Origin of the sequence: Saccharibacter floricola DSM 15669 (genome assembly GCF_000378165.1) — a bacterium.
Taxonomy (GTDB): domain Bacteria; phylum Pseudomonadota; class Alphaproteobacteria; order Acetobacterales; family Acetobacteraceae; genus Saccharibacter; species Saccharibacter floricola.
Genome location: NZ_KB899348.1, coordinates 26,587 through 41,198, shown reverse-complemented (window position 1 = coordinate 41,198; position 14,612 = coordinate 26,587). Strand labels below are relative to the sequence as shown.

Here is a 14,612-nt window from a genome sequence, read left to right as displayed (position 1 = left end):
GACGGCAATGATACCAGCGCTTACGCCGCCACGGTTGCCGCCCGCGTTGGTATCGGCGTACAGCAGCGCTTTAACGCCCTCACACCCGACCAGCTCACCGCCCTTATGCACGCCATTATCCGTGTCGAAAACGGCCAAGACCCTTATGGAACGCTCGTGGATCGTGTGGCTCATGAAGCCGTGCGACCGTCCCCCACGATGACCTAACCTCATCCCCACTAAACACCGCCCTCTGAGGCGGTTTTTTTATGTCTGGAGACTTTATGGACATCACCGCCTTTCTCGACCTCTTACCCAGCAATATCGGTCTGATCGTCGCGTGTGTGATCATCGTCTGCAAGCTCATCACCGTCACGGTACGCCCGCCTGCCAACGGATCACGCTGGGGGCTGCTCTATCGTGCCATCAGCACCGTCGCGCTCAATATCGGCTGGGCGACCAATCGCTTCCAAGCCGGACGCCCCACCGACACACGCCCCCGGCCATGACCACGCCAGAGCGTCATTGCCGCGATGGGCCAGCCATCATGCATCACTCAACGCACTCACAATAAACATTAAGGAATAATCACCATGACGACCGCTTCTGACGTCATCACCTCTCTAGAACATCTCATCACGGGCGCTCTGGGCTCCAGCGAAAGTGCGGCCACTAAAACCCGCATTCATGCCGTTGCCTCTGTCCTAGGTTCTCTTGGAGACGACCTTGCCCCGATGCTGGAAAGCAAGTTCAATATTACCGAGCTTTTTGATGCCATCCAGCGCGTCGAAAACGGCGCAACAGAGCTGGAAGAAGGCTCTCGCACTCTCTTAGCCGTGCTGGAGCACAAAAACAGCCCTGCACCACAGACAGGCGACGTAAACAGCGCCATCTGATGCAAATAAGGGAGGGCACCGGCTCTCCCTTACAATCCACAAAAAAAGAAATGGGAACTTCTTTAACATCTTCTCCACCCTAAAGGACGGAGATTTCCACTGAAGGAAGTTTGCGCTTCATCACCGTCCCAATGGAAGGCTCCACGCCCGGAGTGTTCCCCCGGTTTAGAGAAAAAATTCTAGACCAAAGGCGCTTGGTTATCGCGCCCCTTTAAGGTCGAATCCGATTACAATAGGAATGCTAAAAAATGTCAATACGCGCTTTCCTCCCTACCCTCAAGGACAGGGTTTCCAGCGAGGTCATACGATGATCCCTTACCTTATTGCAGGCGTTTGCGTTCTTATCACCGCCGCTCTTACCACATGGCTTATTTTTGCCTACCGAGCAGGCCGCAACAGCGCCCGTGTTTGCTCCGAACGCCAAGACGCAAGCGACGCCACACAATCAGCAGAAGCCGCGCAACGGATGCTGGAGGCTCGCACGAACGGCATACGCTCCGGCAATGAGCTTACAGACGAGCTGGATAAGGGAACGTTTTGATGAAACGTATCTTTTGTGCGATGGCTTTATGCACGTTAGTAAGCTGCGCCCCTGCCCGCTACAAATCGCTCTGCCCCCCGTTGGTGCATTACACAGCGCAGGAAGAGAAGCAGGCAGCGGACGAACTACGCGCTCATCCCGACCTGCACGAACTGCCCGCTATGATGCGCGATTATGGGAATGAGCGGAGGGAGATGCGATTAAACTAATTTAGTGCTCTTCTTTTTCCCGAGCAATTTGCTCTTCAATCTTTTCAAGCTTCTTGTAAAGACGCTCACGTTCTTTCGTTAAAGCTTTCAGGCGATCTTTCCCTTTCTTTGCTGATGAATAATTACGTTTTTTAGGACGTAAATGTTTTTGTTTAAAGGCAACAAGCGTGCGGCGGCTAACGTCTGGGGTAATGATGCCTTCTTCTTTGGCTAGCTCTAATTGCTTATCGGTATAGGTTGAAAGCTGGTACGCCGTGGAAAAAGAGGTTGGGCAAATCTCGCGAGGAATACGGCCGCTATCGATGTCTCTAGCAACGTTACGATACATACACGCTGTATGACGACTCATGCCGAACAATTCTTGTGTATATTTCAGAAGATGTTTCCACTCTTCTTGAGAGAATTCATCTTCCGTATTGCAGAAAGCGCGGCCAATCTGAAGAACGATATGAAGCTGCTTTTTTTGCTCACTTTTAAGAACATTTACAAGCGTGCTGATCGCTTGAACTTTTTCCTGATTGTCTAAGAGCTCCATCCCTTCAAATTTTTCTTTGAATGTCTCAAAAAACCTCTCATCAATAACCGTACTTTGTGCCAGGCTTGTTGATTGACGATCTGAAAGTGTGGCGGCCTGGCCAATCTTCTGAGACCGAGACAGGGAGGGAGAAGCAAATTTCGACATGGAGAACCTTCTTGTGAGAGACTTTGTTAAACCGGTTTAACAACGCTATTTTTTGTGAGATTTTAGCCACTTGCAGACAAAATCATAGACCTGCTGAAAGTCAGATGCTGACGAGCATTTTGGTTTATCAGAAGCGGTTAAGCCGTCTATGGTATGTTGATGGGCATCAGCAAGGCTACGGATTTCAATTGGGCATAATGTCCCTATCTTATTCATCTCCGCACGGGCTTCTTTAAAAAACTTTTCCCGTGGATTAGCATGGTTCATGACCAGCGCGTTAGGAATGTTCTGGCTATCAAGTTCAGCGACCCAGGGCCCTACTGAATCAATATCAGCGATTTTCATGGCGGATGGAACAAGCACAAGATCAGACTTTTGGCACAGCGAGGACACGCTCATGATTTCTGAATCCATGCCAGGCGGCACATCAAAAATGGCCACGTCATAATGAGCAGCATGTGCCAGAACATTTCGCCAGTCCGTTAGGGATGCTTCAGCACAATCAAACTGAGATGCAGACGCATTTTCTTGCCGCCGTGCGTGCCATTTCAACAAGGTTTGTTGAGGGTCAAAGTCCACCCCCAGCACATTCTTGCCAGCACGTTCAAACAAAACCAGAAGATTTTCCACCAGCGTTGTCTTTCCTGTTCCGCCCTTTGGAGAGCAGACGGTGATATGAAGTGTCATATGTCCTAGCCTTTACGTTGAGGGGGTGGGTTTTTCTGAAAAAAATAATGATATTCTCTTAGCCATTCAGCAACGTCGTCTGGTATTTTTGAGACCCCTTTCCGCCATTGTCTGACATTGCCTTCTGAACGATTAACATGGCGTGCAAGAGCACTATTACTCAGCCCTATTTCGGTAAGGATCGTTTCAAGCTCATGTGGCGTCATCGTGATGTTGTATTTCCTTGCTATAATCGTGAGGGGGTGGGGTTTGTTCTGCATGGCTAGCAAGCGCTTCAAGCCATGTTGCAACAGGGTCTGGGATCGTATTTTTCCCGCTGGCCCAACTACTTGGGCGTCTCGATGAAATATGCAGAATATAGGCGAGTTTTCTCTGGCTCCAGCAAAGAAGACTTAGGCACTCTTTAAAGCGTTCTGGAGTCATTGCCCCTCCCATCTTTGGAAGGCAAAAAAACCGCCCAGAAAGCTTAAAATAGCTACGACAGTATAAAGAATATAAAGATATTTTTTATGCTGATAAAGCCATACAAAACCGTTTAATAATACATCCATGATGGTGCTCCCTTGTCTTAAAAAGATGACTCATTGCTTGGGAAAGGAACAGTGCGAGCATAAGATGCTCTTTCATTAAGCCAGTGGCTTATCTCAGGGGGAATATCTTCAGAGCCATCCCCCCAAGATAAAACAATGTTTTGGTCGATATTAAGAATGCGCGCTAAGTGCCTCTGGCTCCAATGAAGGGTGCTCAAACATTCTAAAAAATAGTCTACAGTCATAGAAGGGCTAGCGGGGTTTTCCCCCGCTCTCCTTTAAGAAAGATGTTTGTGAAGCCACGCGATAAAAGCACCAAGTGTCGATAATATACTCATCAGTGCTGCGATGGTCTGAATAATCTCAAAAGCAATTCTTACTTTTTTCATAAGATTTCACGTCCTTTTCTGTGTCGAGCCGAAGTGCGTCGACATCTTCTTTATACGATAATTTCGTATATTAGGCAAGGGTAAATGTGCTAAAATGTTTTTATCTTGCGTATTTTTCTAAGATAAAAAGAATGTGGAACGGTTTAAGAAAGGAAAAAGCGTGAAAAAATCTCTTATGGGTCTTGCATGTGTTTTGCTAAGCGGTATCGGAAGCGCAGAAGCAACCAATATTGGCTCTTGGTCATGCACAGATAACGGCATGCCAATTTGTTCTTACACTCAAGGTGACACTCTATTCCAACTGATCCCCACAATCGAGGGAGAAGAGATTCAAGTCGGAGTAATCGCCATGGGTCAATGCCATAAAGACGCTACTCTGAACTTTTCTAACGGCTTGCAGCTTCACGCTGGTGACGTCACTGATTTTGGGCCCGCAAAATGTGATTATACATTTAACGTCAAAGACCACTCAATGGATGTGATGAGCAAAGCCTTTTTAACAAGCACAAAAATGACGTTTCACGCTGGAGCTAAAACGTTCATAGCCCCTATTTCAGAAAATGACGATCTCGTGCATGTGTTGCAATATTGGAAACGACAGAAAGAACAGTGAATGAATAAGAGTATGTTTTTATCGTCCGAAGTCCGTGAGGTCTTGCTTTATACGATCGCAGGGGGCGGGGTTGGTGCGCTTTTTTTCTTTCTGCTGATCCATTTTTCTCACTAAAAATAGACAGCGGCCATGAAGGAAATATGCTAACCTTATCAGTGGAAACCTGAGAAGGTTTCTTTTGTGGTGGAGGCCCCTACGATTGTAGGGGCCTCTTTTTTGTTCTGCGCGTTTTTAGGGTATCCCCTAACCGAACAGTTCTCACGGTCTGATTTTTCGCAATTTTCCGACCTGTTCTGGATTGTGCGGAAAAAGAAATCATGCTGTTCTGTTTTCCTCTAAAGGGTAAACAGAACAGGTGGTGGGCATGTTATTCGGTTATGCGCGGGTATCGACAGAAGAACAGAACATCGCCTTACAGGTTGAACGATTACGAGAGTTTGGGTGCGAAATTGTAAGAGAAGAGAAAATATCGGGCACGAGCAGACAAAAACGCGTTCAGCTTGATTTACTGCTGGAATTCATTCGAACCGATGATGCTCTGGTCGTTACAAGAATTGACCGTTTAGCCCGCAGTATTTCTGATCTTACTGACATCATCAAAATCCTAAACGATAAGGGGGCTTTTCTACGCGTAACAGAGCAGCCCCTTGATACCGCAACGCCTCAAGGGCGGCTGATGCTTAATATGCTGGGTATCATGGCTGAGTTTGAAAATGATCTCCGTAAAGAACGTCAGCTAGAAGGCATAGAAGCCGCTAAAAAGGCTGGAAAGTTTAAAGGTCGTAAAGCCAATAAAGAGCGTGAAGCCCGTGTTCTTGCACTCAAGATAGACGGGCTCTCTCTTGGACAGATTGCCAAAGAAGTTGGCATGTCACGCTCTGGGGTTAATTATATTCTCCAGAAGCAGGGGCGATTATTGTAAAGAAATAGCCTTTTCTTTTACATTCCTAAAGCATCTCTTTCTTCTTTTTTGTGATCTATTCCATTTTCAAAATGAATATTTTTAGCAACATCTATTTCTTTTATCATTTCACCGCAATATATTTCCTTAAGATATGATACGGATATTTCGACAATGAAGTTATAAATATCATTTAGAAAAATAGCTTCTATTTCTAAATAACTACTATATTTTCCTATACGTGATATTCTATCTCTTGAGATTATTATTCTTTCTCTTCCTATTACAGAGGCGTGTGGTATGTTTTCCATATTTACTTCTATAAAAAACATTTCTGTACGAAACGGTCTGGGGAACCTTGAAAGGTCGTTTAGAATGTCACTGCTAATTTTTCCGATATAAGAGTTGTCTTTAGACGAAAAAACACATAACGAGTGCATATTGTCTCCTGTTTTTAATAGTCTTCACAATTGAAGAACACGTAGGAAAGATACCTCCCCTAAAAACGAGTCTCTACTGCGTTATCTGACAACTCACATGCAGAGCTTAACCTTTGGAAAGCCCGTAAAGCGTGCGATCCATTGCGAGATCACCTTCAAGGTGTCGGTTGACCATAGCGCGTAAATAGCCGCCGGATGATTTGATTTTTCCGGTTGTTTGACGTGCTGCGATGATCGCAATGGCTACGGCATTTTCATACGACCCTAGAACATTGTTTCCCTGGTTCCAGGCATGGCGCGAAATCCCTAATTTATCCGATGCCATAAGAGCTGCTGCGATTATTTCTTGCTGGCTTGGTCGTGATGATGAGCAGAACTCTCGAAATTGTGGAGCGATATGGAGGAGGAAGTTGGGTGTCGCCTTAAATCCTCTGAGTGGGGATTGGGGATGAGGAGGCACATCAACGCTGCTACTTCTTATTTCAATGGGTTCGGCAGCTTTGCTGACGTCCTTTTCTACATTTATGTGAGTCTTTAGGTTTGTAGTAGTATAATGGGGTCTCTCAGGTGACCCCATGGGGTCACTTTCCACAACCATAAGAGACGATAGGCGATTTTCTAGGGCCTCCACGAGAGCGGATAGCTTTTCCACAAGAGCGTTCAGTAAGGCCTGATCGCTTCGTAAGCCACGCTCTTGGGTCAATGCATATGCTTGCGTGCCGTATTGAGCAGCCTCGTCGTCCCCTAAGCCCATGTCGCGACCTGCATCGATAAGCGCGTAGATACGGCGTGCTTGGGTCATGATGGCATGATGGAGGCGCTTGGTCTCGCGCTTGCGCTCAATAGCCGCTTGTGCCGCTTGTCTAAGCTCATCATAGCGCCGTGAGAGTGGTGATAGATCAAAACCATAGGCGTACACCGTTTGACCAGTTTTCGGATTACGCCGCCGGTAGCGTTTGCCGTTGGGGCTGTCTCTATAAATGATCCATCCCTCTTCAGCTAGGACACGGAGTAATGTTTTCACACGCGTGCGCCCAATGTCGAATTCTAGCTGAATGTCATCATTATGAGCGGTGCAAATGGGGATTCCCTCTTCGCTCCAATCCTTATGATCTGTCCAGCTAGACAGGTAGCAGAGGAGCTCCACTTGCTGGCGTGTCAGGCCAAGCTCATGACGACCGCGTCGTAAGCACGTCAGGATGTCCGACCGACTCACATCTTGCATCGGATACATCTCGACCCGAATTTGGGCCTCGAACATCGCTTTAGTAACGCGTCTTTGCGCCCGATTATATAAATCTATCTCAGGTTTCATGGGTCTTCTTGCACTAAAAATGGCGGGGAACCGCCACTCTTCAAACCTAGGCCTTAGGGTGCAAAAATCCTGTGGCAAGAAAGACTTGCATTTTTCATCAGGATGTCCGAGAAAGAAACCAACCACAGTTTTTTGTTTCTCGGACGGGTTTGGCGACCTTTCCTGATGATCCTAGAATTTTTGCACTAGCCTCGCTTGAAAAAGCGGGGTTTTTGCATATCTGGGGGATTGTTCTCTAACTCATAACTCTCCAGACTCGGTAATGCGTGACATAATCCTGCTAGTTGTAGGGGGGTACAGTCTCTTTTGGCAACAGGGAGAGCTTTCTCCATCTTGGAGATTGTCTTTCCCATCCTTTCCGCCCTCCCTTCGCCTTTATGAAGAAACGATTGTTTGGAACTTCTTATCTCATAAGAGATAGAAGATTATGTAATTAAATTACACTTATGTGGCAACACATAAGTTTCAAAAGTTTAATTTCATCCCTTCTTTTTATCAAGAGACTGCGAAAGAGCGTGCATGGCATCTAGCAAAACCTTCTGGTTTTGTGGTGTTGTTTTCCTCATAATCTCTAGTAATTCTTTTTCATATTTTGTCTGAGCTTTAATCTTTTCCTTGGGATCATCTCCCGTTAGCAAGTAAGAGGACGTCACTTCCAGCTCCTTTATCAATAAGCCGAAAGGTTTTTGCCGGGGGTATGCCCTTCCGGCTTCATATTGTGAAATAGAATTGCCCGACAATCCTATTCTCTTTCCTAATTCATCTTGGGTTAACCCCTTCGCTATTCTGGAAGTTCTCAATCTCTTTCCAAAAGAGAGATTGCTCATAGCGTTGTTTTTCCGGGCATCAGTTATGTCTTTCATGAGGTAATTAAAGGGAAAACTTTCAAACGTTTAAAATGTTTATTTTGCACATTTTTCGTTGCTTAGAAATTGTAATTAAATTACAGATCATTTTATGAAAAATGTTTCTCTTGTTGATATTTTTTCAAAGCGCGGATCAATGATGGAGATTGCACGACTGTGTGGTGTAACGCCTCAAGCGGTCGGGCGGTGGAAGCGAGTCCCGCGTTGGCATGTCAAAAAGATAGGGGATGCATTGAACATCCCCTACGAAGCTATTCGTCCTGACCTTTTTGGGACTTCCTCACCTCCCAAAAGGGGGAAGGAATGTCCCTAAGCCTTTGCCTTCCGCTTGCGCCGTGTTTCCAAGAACGCCAGCAAATCCTCAATAATCTCGCCTGTTTCGGGGTCATGGGCGCTCGTAATCCGTTCTGTGCGGATCGTGCGTTCATTGTTGGTTTTAATATTCGTTCCCGAAACCGAATCAAGCGTCATATTTTCCGGGCCGTAGGGGTAAGCGATGATGCACTCCATAGCCTTCAAGATCAGGGTAATTTCTTTCCCGGCACTTCCTTTCTGCGTGAAAGAAATGGCGAGTGGCGTATCTTTCAGTGCAATCCTTTTGTGTTTTGGGTCAGGGTTATTCGCTCGTGCGTATGGGTCATAATGTCGAAAATTATCGCCCAGAAGATACAGTCCAAGATTGTCTATTGTCTTCCCCGTTCCCAAATCGGTTGCCGTCAGAATGTCGGTATAGTCAACACTCTTCCATTCTTTCGTCTCCTCAATAAACGCTTCAATCATCATGATACAGAGCGTTTTTCCCTCCATAAAATACGTCAAATTTATGGGGTTAATGATGCTTTCTTTCGCGTTTTTACGGTCTCTTTTCCATGCAGACGTAATGCGAAGACGGCAGTGCTTTGTTTCTGGGTGAAACAATTTGCTTGTCACATTATCTGGAGTTTCGCTCGGTGGGGGAATGCGCAATCCGTCCTGAAAGTCCAAACTGATGTACGTATTTTGATGTGTGCCGTCAGTCGTCTCTTCGGGCGGGGCTTCCGCGAGCTTTTGCGTGTGCGTCTGGGGCTCTGGGCCTGTTGGGGCTGGCCCCTCTTGCCGGGGCAAGTCCGTATGGGCGACCAGAAAGGCCGTAATGTCGAACACAGGCGTGCCGTCTGGCAGGGTCGCGCGGGCGATGCGTCGGGGGCTAAAGCTTCTGTCTTCCCTTCTCAGCTCGCAATAAGCCTCAATCAAGAATGGGGTGATCGTGCGGCCGTCCTGAGCGTAGTTCAGCTCTTGGCACCGAATGGTGCGCTTGGTGGCCTGCCCTTCAGCATCAGTATAAAAAATCGTCAGACGACTACCATCCATAGGCGTTCGCGCGTCTTCTCTGTGGCGGGGCAGAAGTGGGCGTGTGTCGCCTTCTGGTGCGGGGCCTGTGCGTTCCCCTCCGTAGAGGCGCCATTGCGTCAGCGCATAATGCCCAAGGCCATAGACGCCGCATATGCCTGCCATGATGGCTGCTGCGGCGATCGCGCTGGGGATAACCGGTGCATCGTTATCATAGGACAGACACGCGGTCATGAAGGCTGTCCCAACAGCAAAAACAAGACACAAAAAAACAGATGGTATCAGGCTTGGTTTCTTGTGTGGAAGAAACGGTGTGCGCTCTTTCTCTTGATCATCCCCCGCGCTGGACGACCGGCCAAGCAGCTTCACGGCGCCCATACCAAGGGCAACTCCTATGCCAGAAATGATGACCGTATGGATGAACGAATGATGGAAAACTTTCCCGAAAATATAGACGGAAAAAGCGACATAACCCAGCCACGTCACAAAAGAGCGCATGTCTTCTCCTCACCCTCAAAGTTTTCTCAGGAACTTATGACATGAGCCAGATAAAGCGCCAATTACGCTCTCAGAAGAAGCCTGTGATCTTCGCTCATCCTCAACAGCATAAAAACCGGTGCCTTTTGGCCCATCAATGCCGCATGTCCGCAAGTGGCTGCACCTTTGTGCGCGGTGGGGTGATGAAAATGCCGGGGTATGACGACGGCCCGCGTCGCTCACGGAAAGGAGCATCATCATGACAGATTTTTCGTTCCAGAGGGAAACTCTGCCTGACCTCACGCCCTGGCAGGGGATGCTGTCTCGTAAAGAAGTCCTTGAGTTTTCCCGCGCTCTGTATCCTGGAGATGTCGGGCCTGAAGATGTTCTTGAGGCTGCCTGCCTTATTGACGCGTGGCAACGGGGGAACGTGGCTTTTAGCATTGAAAAGGCCCGTGATGAAAACGTGCCAGAAGGGGAAGAAACGCCGGGTTATTGTAGCTTAAGCGACCTGCGTGTCTTGGTGTCGATCAAAGACGACGCCCCTCTACCTGAGTGCCCAGGAGGGCATGAGGGGAAGCAGGAACTTCTGGACAATTCTGTTGCAGAAAAAGACGGTGAGATTGCGATCCTCAAGGGAACGGTTTCTGACCTTAAGTGGCGGCTTTACGTAAAACATGACAAGGCACTTTCGCTTGAAGGGCAGCTCCATCAAGAAAAAACCGCGTTGGCCGAGGCTCAACAGGCCCTCAAAAAACGGACAATCCTCGCGGTCTGTTTCGCTGGGGTAGCGGCCATAGAAGCGGCGTCTTGCCTCGTTTGGGCGTACCTATGAGTGAGCCTTCACAAAACGACATCTTAGAATGCGTATGTAAAGCAGAGCCGCGATGGAATGACGTCGAATGTCATCAGTATGACCGTATTCTTGTCCTTTTTTCGGTCATCAGCAGTCTTATTCTTTTCGCGCTTATGATGTGTCTTCTTCTGGCTGGAGGGGATTCATGCCCAGCACTCTAAGCGCATCAGAAGTCGCGTCTGGCCTTGGCGCGCGGGCTTTTGAGCTTGTGCGCGAAATTCTGCCCGCTGGGAAGAAAAATGGGTCTGAATGGTGCTGTGGTTCCGTCGCGGGGGAGCCGGGGAAGAGCCTCTCTATCCATCTAACAGGTGCTAAAGCTGGGGTTTGGGCGGATTTTGCTGCAGGCGAAAGCGGAGATGCGCTTGATCTTGTGGCCGCCGTTCTTTTTTCAGGCGATCGTAAGCAAGCCTATCGTTGGGGGCTGTCCTGGCTGGGGCACGGTCGCTCTGCACCAACAGGACAGCATCAGGCCCCGCCGCCCGCTCAACCGAGTGAGGACGAAAAACGCCTTTTGGCCAAGCGTATAGAGCAGGCGCGTGTTCGGTTTCGGTCTGCCCTTCCTTTGCAGAGCCATGATCCTGTTCTGTCTTATTTGGCCGGTCGGAAGATTGTCCTACCTGCTGGGATTATGCCGGCTTCATTGCGCTTTCATCCAGAGCTTTATTGCCATGAAAAAGGGCGTGGCCTGCCTGCTATGGTGGCCGCTTTTACCACAAAAGAGGGGCGGGTGGCTGCTATCCATCAGACATGGCTTGAGCAGACCACTCAAGGATGGGTGAAGGCCTCTCTGGATCGGCCAAAGAAGATGCTGGGCCCCATGGCTGGCCATATGATCCCGCTTTGGAAAGGTAATAGTGGGAAGAGACTGGCAGAATGCCGTCCAGAGGAAGAAGTTATCATTGGGGAAGGCATTGAGACCTGTCTTTCCATCGTCTGCTCATGCCCTCAATGGCGCGTTATCTGCGCGGGGTCGCTTGGGAATATGGCAAAGATCGCCCTTCCTGACAGTGTAAAGCGCGTTCTGCTCTTGCGTGACAATGACAATAACTATGCCTCCATCGCGGCGTTTAAGCGGGCGGAAAAAGCGTGGCTGGAACGGGGGGTTCGTGTGCGCATTGCCTGTGCGCCGCAAGGAAAAGACTTCAACGATACATTGAGAGGGGCCGATGGGGCGTGAGGCAATCCGGCAAAGCTTGGCCAATGCTCAGGAAGTCCAAGGACAGCACACATCAGAAGCGGGGCCGTGCCCCGTTGTGCCGCTTGGTCACTTGGACGGGAAATTCTACATTCTCGATGCGGTTGGTCAGCTCCGCGCTTTGTCAGCCCGGCAAATGGGCACCCGTGATGAGCTTATGGCGTTGTTCCTTGACGAAGGGATGTGGCTCACTGCTGCTTTCCCCTGCAAGCGACAGCAGAAGACAACGGAAGCGGATGGTTCCGAAAGCACGCGCTGGGAGGTTGTCGATTTCGTCAAGAACAAGGCGTCTGCTTGGCTGATGGCAGAGTGCCGCGCCGCTGGACTGTTTGGCGATCATATTCTGATCCGAAAGCCGGGGGTTTGGCCAAGCCAAGAAGGGGCCCCGGTCGTTCATTGTGGTGATCGTGTCTTAGGGTTAGCAAAGCGCCCCAAACCCGCAGGAACACGCCACGGCAACCAGATTTGGGCAGCCGCACCGCCCGCGCCACGGCCGGGTGACCCATGCAGCGCAGCAGTGGGGGAAGAGTTAGAGGCCAAAATTGGCCGCTTATGGAACTTCAGACGTGCTGGCGGGCAGGTCGTGCTGGTCGGACTTTTGGGCTGCGCCTATTTTGGCGCATCCATCCCGTGGCGGCCAGCCGGGTTTATCATCGGGGCGGCTGGCTCTGGAAAGTCCAGCATTATGGCGGTGTTAAGCGCGGCCTGCCCAATGCATTTCTACACAAACGACACGACAAAAGCCGGCCTTGAGCAGTCGCTGGATGGCCGCGCTATGCCCACCTATGTCGATGAAGCCGCCGATCGGGAAGATCAACGTGGGGCCCGTGCCCTGCTTGATCTGGTGTTATCGGCAGCTGGTGGCGAGGGGACAAAGGGAAGTCGTGGCGGGAAGGAAGGGAAAGCGCGTCAGATTGAGGTGGCGGGCAGTATCCTGATGGCATCCATCAGCCCACCGGACATGCAGGCGCAACATCTCGGCCGCTTTACGATCGTCGACCTTGATAAGGCCCATGAGGGCGTCGATTATCACAATGAGCATAAAGAATTGCAGGATTGGGCGCGTCAACATGGCGCGGGATTATGGGCGCGTGCCCTTTCTGGATGGAAGGAATGGCGAGGCGCCTTTGCTGCATTCCGTGACGCTCTGAAGGTATGTGGATGTGCGCCACGAGAAATGGATCAGCTCGGGGCTCTCCTCGCAGGATGGTGGGTCTTAACGCATGAGGGTGTCCCTGAAGCTTTGGAAGCCGATAGAGGGATCGAGCTTATCTCGGATTATATCCGTGATTCTGATGATGTGCTGACCCAAGATAGTTCGTCGCGCATGATGAACCATCTCTTCTCACAGCTTGTTCAAGTTCAGCGTTCAACAGATCGCCGTTCTCTCGCTGAACTCGTGAGAACAGTCCTGAAAAAACCGGTTTATAATGAGGAGAACATTGATGGCCTCACACGTGTTATTGCATCAGAGGTACTGGCGAACTATGGTATCCGTGTCATTCAAGCCGACGACCTATCAAAAGATAGGCGGGGCCGTTCCGCGCCTCGAGCAGCAGATGGATTGGGCCTATGGTTTTGGCCTGGCTCTAGCCCGTTACGGTCTCTCTTTCGTGATACGCCATATAGCGGGCAGAAGTTTGAGTATGAGTTGCGGCGGCTTGAAAGTGCACGGCCGTTCAAGGGTCAAATCCGCATTGGGGCCGTAAAAGCGCGGGGATGTATCTGGGTTTCTGGTGAAGAACTCGGATTTGGTGATGAGGCCGATGATGGCTAATCACCGTAAAAAGGGGCGTGGGATGGTGAGTGTGTCTCACCCCCGGGACAAACGTGAGACAGAAATTGAGACAGAAAAAAACGCAGTCCCTCTAGGGGCGTGCGCCGTTTTGCGTATCTGTCTCATCTGTCTCGGCCTTTTTGCCGTCTATAGCGCCCATAGAGCTCCTTTACATTACTATTTTAGTGAGACAAGTGAGACAGTAAGTATAATAGGGCTACAAGCGTTGAAAAACTGCGCTTTTCTTTGTCCCATTTTCTGTCTCACCTTTGTCTCACCCCTGAGACAAGAGAGAACCGCATAATGGCACGTCGTAAGCACAGCGCTGCCCGCAACCGGCTGGCAAGCAATTTACACGCTCCCCAGACGCCAACGCCTGAACGTTGCGCCAAGCCTGATTACGAGGCACGTGATGGAGGCAGGAAACGCCGCGTCGATAATCTTCGTACGCTTCGTAAAGCTAAGCGGATTGATAGCGAAGCGGAAAGCATCGCTGAACGGTGGCATAGGGACTACCTTTTCGCCGGCTTTGGAGTGCGTGACGTGCCCACCAATGCGGCGCCGTCTCCCGATGGCCCGGGCGATGCTCATACGCATGGCCTAGAACGCGCCCTTGTTGCAGAGCGATTGTCCTATGTGCATGACATTCTTGGCGATGACGCACATGAGCAGCTGATACTTCTGTTGGTGGAAGGCATATCTTTTAGCGCTATGGCTCAGGAGCTCTTATCAGAACGGTCGGGGGAAGCGGCGCGTAAAGAGGTGGCCATTAGCTGCGCGACGCTCCTCAAAATCCTTCCAACCGCATACCGAACAGCCTGCCACCTTCAAAGAATAAGACGCGATACGGATCGAAAGCGAGCAAGGAAGGAAAAACCGTCACGTATCCGCTCAGCAGAGTTCACGGGTCCTTCCTAGGGAGGGCCCGCA

At 49.7% G+C, this 14,612-nt stretch carries 18 protein-coding genes and 1 pseudogene; 12 read left to right on the top strand and 7 right to left on the bottom strand.

Going from position 1 to position 14,612, the window contains the following annotated elements:
* From F457_RS14010 to F457_RS0110905, 5 genes and pseudogenes are all read left to right on the top strand, one after another.
* Positions 1-207 (top strand): annotated as a pseudogene (locus F457_RS14010) (hypothetical protein); the annotation flags it as partial.
* Between the two features lie 41 nt (positions 208-248).
* Positions 249-488 (top strand): hypothetical protein, encoded by a 240-nt coding sequence (locus F457_RS12980; RefSeq protein ID WP_018981182.1) that lies wholly within the window; start codon positions 249-251, stop codon positions 486-488.
* A gap of 84 nt (positions 489-572) precedes the next feature.
* The gene (locus tag F457_RS0110915) at positions 573-875 is read left to right on the top strand and encodes a hypothetical protein (RefSeq protein ID WP_018981181.1); all 303 of its coding nucleotides are present in this window, start codon (positions 573-575) and stop codon (positions 873-875) included.
* A gap of 307 nt (positions 876-1,182) precedes the next feature.
* Positions 1,183-1,416, top strand: a complete 234-nt coding sequence (locus tag F457_RS0110910; RefSeq protein WP_156809447.1) for a hypothetical protein — start codon at positions 1,183-1,185, stop codon at positions 1,414-1,416.
* Positions 1,416-1,625, top strand: coding sequence for a hypothetical protein (locus F457_RS0110905; protein ID WP_018981179.1), 210 nt, complete (start codon positions 1,416-1,418; stop codon positions 1,623-1,625). The genes F457_RS0110910 and F457_RS0110905 overlap by 1 nt, the downstream gene beginning before the upstream one ends.
* A 1-nt stretch (position 1,626) precedes the next feature.
* Here the strand turns inward: F457_RS0110905 and F457_RS0110900 are convergent, their stop codons facing one another.
* Genes F457_RS0110900 through F457_RS0110890 form a run of 3 tightly spaced genes read right to left on the bottom strand, consistent with a single transcriptional unit; the run spans position 1,627 to position 3,254 of the window.
* Positions 1,627-2,307: a hypothetical protein gene (locus F457_RS0110900; protein ID WP_018981178.1), complete on the bottom strand. Its 681-nt coding sequence runs from the start codon at positions 2,305-2,307 to the stop codon at positions 1,627-1,629.
* Between the two features lie 45 nt (positions 2,308-2,352).
* Positions 2,353-2,994 carry a ParA family protein gene (locus F457_RS0110895; RefSeq protein WP_018981177.1) on the bottom strand — a complete coding sequence of 214 codons (642 nt, stop codon included), beginning with the start codon at positions 2,992-2,994 and terminating at the stop codon, positions 2,353-2,355.
* Positions 2,995-2,999: 5 nt separating this feature from the next.
* Positions 3,000-3,254, bottom strand: a complete 255-nt coding sequence (locus F457_RS0110890) for a helix-turn-helix domain-containing protein (protein WP_211209051.1) — start codon at positions 3,252-3,254, stop codon at positions 3,000-3,002.
* 819 nt (positions 3,255-4,073) lie between these two features.
* On the opposite strand from F457_RS0110890, the gene F457_RS0110865 reads away from it, so the two are divergent.
* A complete protein-coding gene (locus F457_RS0110865; protein WP_040921098.1) occupies positions 4,074-4,526 on the top strand; it encodes a hypothetical protein in 453 nt (150 codons plus the stop codon).
* A gap of 364 nt (positions 4,527-4,890) precedes the next feature.
* A complete protein-coding gene (locus F457_RS0110855; protein WP_018981169.1) occupies positions 4,891-5,448 on the top strand; it encodes a recombinase family protein in 558 nt (185 codons plus the stop codon).
* Positions 5,449-5,465: 17 nt separating this feature from the next.
* Here F457_RS0110855 and F457_RS0110850 read toward each other — a convergent pair whose 3' ends face one another.
* The 4 genes from F457_RS0110850 to F457_RS0110830 form a co-directional block, all read right to left on the bottom strand.
* Positions 5,466-5,738, bottom strand: a complete 273-nt coding sequence (locus F457_RS0110850) for a phage major tail tube protein (protein ID WP_156809446.1) — start codon at positions 5,736-5,738, stop codon at positions 5,466-5,468.
* Between the two features lie 235 nt (positions 5,739-5,973).
* On the bottom strand, positions 5,974-7,182 hold the full coding sequence (repC, locus tag F457_RS0110845) for a plasmid replication protein RepC (RefSeq protein ID WP_018981167.1): 1,209 nt from the start codon (positions 7,180-7,182) through the stop codon (positions 5,974-5,976).
* 479 nt (positions 7,183-7,661) lie between these two features.
* Complete coding sequence (locus tag F457_RS0110835; protein WP_169584132.1) at positions 7,662-8,009, bottom strand: helix-turn-helix domain-containing protein; 348 nt, start codon at positions 8,007-8,009, stop codon at positions 7,662-7,664.
* Positions 8,010-8,357: 348 nt separating this feature from the next.
* Entirely contained in the window at positions 8,358-9,875 is a 1,518-nt protein-coding gene (locus tag F457_RS0110830) for a hypothetical protein (RefSeq protein ID WP_018981164.1), read from the bottom strand.
* Between the two features lie 41 nt (positions 9,876-9,916).
* Here F457_RS0110830 and F457_RS0110825 point away from each other — a divergent pair, with 41 nt between their 5' ends.
* From F457_RS0110825 to F457_RS12975, 5 genes are all read left to right on the top strand, one after another.
* The gene (locus F457_RS0110825) at positions 9,917-10,117 is read left to right on the top strand and encodes a hypothetical protein (protein ID WP_018981163.1); all 201 of its coding nucleotides are present in this window, start codon (positions 9,917-9,919) and stop codon (positions 10,115-10,117) included.
* A complete protein-coding gene (locus F457_RS0110820; RefSeq protein ID WP_018981162.1) occupies positions 10,114-10,689 on the top strand; it encodes a hypothetical protein in 576 nt (191 codons plus the stop codon). Before F457_RS0110825 ends, F457_RS0110820 begins: the two co-directional genes overlap by 4 nt.
* A 166-nt stretch (positions 10,690-10,855) precedes the next feature.
* Positions 10,856-11,887 carry a DUF7146 domain-containing protein gene (locus tag F457_RS0110810; protein ID WP_018981160.1) on the top strand — a complete coding sequence of 344 codons (1,032 nt, stop codon included), beginning with the start codon at positions 10,856-10,858 and terminating at the stop codon, positions 11,885-11,887.
* Positions 11,877-13,682, top strand: a complete 1,806-nt coding sequence (locus tag F457_RS0110805; RefSeq protein WP_018981159.1) for a hypothetical protein — start codon at positions 11,877-11,879, stop codon at positions 13,680-13,682. The genes F457_RS0110810 and F457_RS0110805 overlap by 11 nt, the downstream gene beginning before the upstream one ends.
* A gap of 303 nt (positions 13,683-13,985) precedes the next feature.
* Positions 13,986-14,600, top strand: coding sequence for a hypothetical protein (locus F457_RS12975; protein ID WP_018981157.1), 615 nt, complete (start codon positions 13,986-13,988; stop codon positions 14,598-14,600).
* Positions 14,601-14,612: the final 12 nt, after the last annotated feature.